The organism is uncultured Thermomonas sp. (genome assembly GCF_937872235.1).
Taxonomy (GTDB): domain Bacteria; phylum Pseudomonadota; class Gammaproteobacteria; order Xanthomonadales; family Xanthomonadaceae; genus Thermomonas; species Thermomonas beijingensis.
On sequence record NZ_CALMPC010000089.1, the window covers coordinates 1 to 3,451 of the forward strand.

Genomic DNA, 3,451 nt, shown 5'->3' on the forward strand with positions numbered 1-3,451 from the left:
ATCTCGGCAAATCGCTGACCTTGATTCCAGTCGAACCCAGCCACTCTGAAAAGGGGGAAAGCACCCCCGGCAAGGTGCCCGATATCGAGGTCAAGATTTCCGAATACTGGGGCTGCAGTGCCACGGTGCGTCCGGGCCAACCCAAAGTAGCCACGTTCAAGGTCAAAGGTGGCAACAAGACGGTCGACCCGCGGGCTGGCATGGCCGGCATGCAGGGGATTGAAGTTCAAAGCAGCGGCAGTCTGTCCAAGGGCTTGTATGTGCCCGATCGCGACATCGACCTGCAGCCCGGCTACGTGTATTGGCCCAACCGCCAATACGGCAAGCAAGTGCCCAGCGGTGCGCGCTTGGCCGGCGATCACCAAATCACCGGCGATGGCATTCCGGCGTCGATGAAATTCCAGGTGCAGCAAGACGCCGATTTCATGCCCAAGTTGATGCTGCGCTCGCAAGGCGAATTGACCGATGCGATCGACCTCAGCTGGCCGTCGGTCAGCCGCGCACGCGGGTATTTCATCACCGGCGTGCACACCAACATGAAGAGTCAAAGCTCTATCGAAATGGTGATCTGGAGCAGCGCCGACGTGCCCGGTGCCGGCAGCGAGCTGCATGCCTATCTCAGCGGCAGCCAGATCGAAAAATGGCAGAAACAGAAAGTCCTGATGTCGGCCGCAGCCACCAACTGCACCATTCCCAAAGGCATCTTTGCCAGCCAAGGTGGCGGCCAGCCGGTTCCCAGTATCTTGATGATGACCGCCTACGGCCCGGAAAGCTGGATCACCTATCCGCCCAAGCCGGCCGACCCCAAACAGCCATGGAATCCGGAATGGAGCGTGCGCCTGCGCGCCAAATCCACCGCCTTTTCCATGCTGGGGATGAATTTCGGCGGCAGCCAACAGATGCAGGAAGATCAAGGTGACGGCCAGCAGCCACAACAGCCGCAGAAGCGGCCGGGGATGAAAGGCCTGCTGAAAGGCATTTTGGGCGGTTGAGTTCGCCCGCGGGCCACTGAAGCTGCGAGAATGGGGCGGCCATCACCGCCCCATTTTTCCATGCCTTATCTGCAACTCTCGCTGCCCTGTACCGAAGCCCTGCACCCGCGCGTGGATCGCGCGCTGGAAGATGTGGGGGCACTCGCCGTGACCTTGCAGGACGCGCATCTGGATGCTGCCGACGAGCAGGCCATTTTCGAACCCGGCGTGGGCGAGTTGCCGCTATGGGATGACATGACCCTGACCGCACTGTTTCCCGTCGATGTTGACCCGCTGCTGCTGCTGGCCGCGCTGGAAGCTTTCGACCCCGAACTGGACTGGTCGCAGGCGCGCTTTGAAATCATCCCGGATCAGGATTGGGAACGCGCATGGCTGGACACCTTTCACCCGATGCAGTTTGGCCAGCGCACCTTCATCGTGCCGTGGAATCACGCACTCCCCGAGGGTGCAGACGCCGCCGACGCCGCCATCATCCGCCTCGATCCCGGCCTGGCATTCGGTTCGGGGACGCACCCCACCACCGCGCTGTGCCTGCGCTGGCTGGATGATTTGGCGACCAGCGGCGTATTGCAAGCACAACCGGTACTCGACTTTGGTTGCGGCAGCGGCATCCTTGCCTTGGCCGCACTGAAACTGGGTGCGGCGCGTGCCGTCGGTGTGGACAACGACCCCCAGGCCATCATCGCCACCAGCGACAATGCACAGCGCAACGGCGTGCAGATTGATGTGTTTTTGCCACAAGACGAACCGATTGCGCGCTATCCCATCGTCGTCGCCAATATCCTCGCCACTGCATTGGATGCCTTGGCCGAAACCTTGGCGGCACGCGTCGCCAACGGCGGCCGCATCGCCATGTCGGGCATTTTGAGTGGGCAAGAAGATGAGCTGCTGCTGCGCTTTGCGCCGTGGTTTGATCGCCTGCACGTCGCACGTGATGACGACTGGGTGCGCATCGACGGTGTCCGCAACTCCACGCCGGTGATCGCATGAACCACGCCCCGAGTTTCGTGTTGGGGAATGCCCCGAAGACACCCCCGCGGCGACGCAGTGAGTGGGTGTGGCTGGGTGCACTGGCATTGGGCTTGCTGCTGCAACTGGGCTGGCTGCAACGCGATGTGTTGGCGGCCAATGCTGGCCTGCGGCCGACGCTGGAAGCAACTTGCAGGCTCTTGCATTGCCAGCTCCCCGCCTGGCATGAACCGGCCGCGTTCAGCATGCTGTCGCGCGATGTGATCGCACTTCCGCAGCACCCGCGAGTGCTGCGCGTGCAGGCCAGCTTTCGCAACGACGCGGCGTGGCCGCAAGCATGGCCAGCCCTGGTGTTGAGTCTGACCGATGTCAATGGCCGCAGCTTGGGCAGCCGTCGCTTTCTGCCGACCGAATACTTGGGCAAGACACCGCATGTGGCACAGCTTGCGCCCAATCAAGCCAGCCAAATCGCATTCGATATTGTTGAACCCGCACCCGATGTGGTGGCCTTCGATTTCCGCTTTGATTGAGTTGCATTGCCATTGGCATTTCAAGCATGCGATCCCTGCAATCGTATGCAGACACCGCATCGGCAAAAATTATTTTCACTGAATGCGCAGCAGCACACACCGTCACCCCGCACATCGCGTTAGACTTCCCCTCCGCCGCAACGGCTGCCAGTTACCGATGCGCGCAGTACCGAGGGAGTTTCGTTGAACCTTCAAGACCAACGCCAGGACACCGGCCGCGCACCCTTGCGCGAGCATGTCGCCACATCCGTGCGCCGCTATCTGCGCGATCTGGATGGCTGCGACACCGATGATCTGTACACCATCGCCCTGCGCGAGCTGGAAATTCCGCTGTTTGCGGAGGTATTGAAGCATTGCGATGGCAACCAAAGCCGCGCTGCGGCCATGCTCGGCCTGCACCGCGCCACCTTGCGCAAGAAACTCAAGGACTACGGTCTGTCCGTCTGAGGCCAGCGCCGCAGCCCGCTATAATTGCGGCTTCCCCACTGTTGTGCCTGCCCATGACTGCCCCCCGTTTCGACGGCTCGGCCGTGCCCGTGCGCCGCGCCCTGCTCTCCGTTTCCGATAAAACCGGCCTGATCGAACTCGCCAGGGCGCTGGCGCAGCGCGGCGTGGAATTGCTGTCCACCGGCGGCACCGCCAACGCCATCCGCGATGCCGGACTTGCCGTGCAAGACGTCAGCGACGTGACCGGTTTTCCGGAAATGATGGACGGCCGGGTCAAGACCCTGCACCCGCTGGTGCACGGCGGCTTGCTGGGCCGTGCAGGCCTGGACGACGCGGTGATGGCCGCACACGGGATCGGCAAAATCGACTTGCTGGTGCTCAACCTGTATCCGTTTGAAGCGGTAACCGCGCGCGCCGATTGCACACTGGCCGATGCGGTGGAAAACATCGACATCGGCGGTCCGGCGATGCTGCGCAGCGCTGCCAAGAATTTTGCCCGCGTGGCGGTGGTCA

At 62.2% G+C, this 3,451-nt stretch carries 4 protein-coding genes and 1 pseudogene; all 5 read left to right on the top strand.

Features of this window, described 5'->3' with window-relative positions; translation table 11 throughout:
• Positions 1-992: hypothetical protein (locus QWB57_RS08260; protein WP_288969104.1), on the top strand; the 992-nt coding region annotated here is incomplete at its 5' end.
• Positions 993-1,052: 60 nt separating this feature from the next.
• The gene (gene prmA / locus QWB57_RS08265; protein ID WP_223625465.1) at positions 1,053-1,982 is read left to right on the top strand and encodes a 50S ribosomal protein L11 methyltransferase; all 930 of its coding nucleotides are present in this window, start codon (positions 1,053-1,055) and stop codon (positions 1,980-1,982) included.
• Positions 1,979-2,491: a DUF3426 domain-containing protein gene (locus QWB57_RS08270; protein WP_288969105.1), complete on the top strand. Its 513-nt coding sequence runs from the start codon at positions 1,979-1,981 to the stop codon at positions 2,489-2,491. The genes prmA and QWB57_RS08270 overlap by 4 nt, the downstream gene beginning before the upstream one ends.
• 183 nt (positions 2,492-2,674) lie before the next feature.
• Positions 2,675-2,938 carry a DNA-binding transcriptional regulator Fis gene (gene fis, locus QWB57_RS08275; RefSeq protein ID WP_223625461.1) on the top strand — a complete coding sequence of 88 codons (264 nt, stop codon included), beginning with the start codon at positions 2,675-2,677 and terminating at the stop codon, positions 2,936-2,938.
• A gap of 53 nt (positions 2,939-2,991) precedes the next feature.
• A pseudogene (purH, locus tag QWB57_RS08280) lies at positions 2,992-3,451 on the top strand (bifunctional phosphoribosylaminoimidazolecarboxamide formyltransferase/IMP cyclohydrolase); the annotation flags it as partial.

Bases quoted from the DNA above. Each gene is read 5' to 3' on its own strand.
- prmA (WP_223625465.1), top strand. From the start codon at position 1,053: ATGCCTTATCTGCAACTCTCGCTGCCCTGTACCGAAGCCCTGCACCCG.
- QWB57_RS08270 (WP_288969105.1), top strand. From the start codon at position 1,979: ATGAACCACGCCCCGAGTTTCGTGTTGGGGAATGCCCCGAAGACACCC.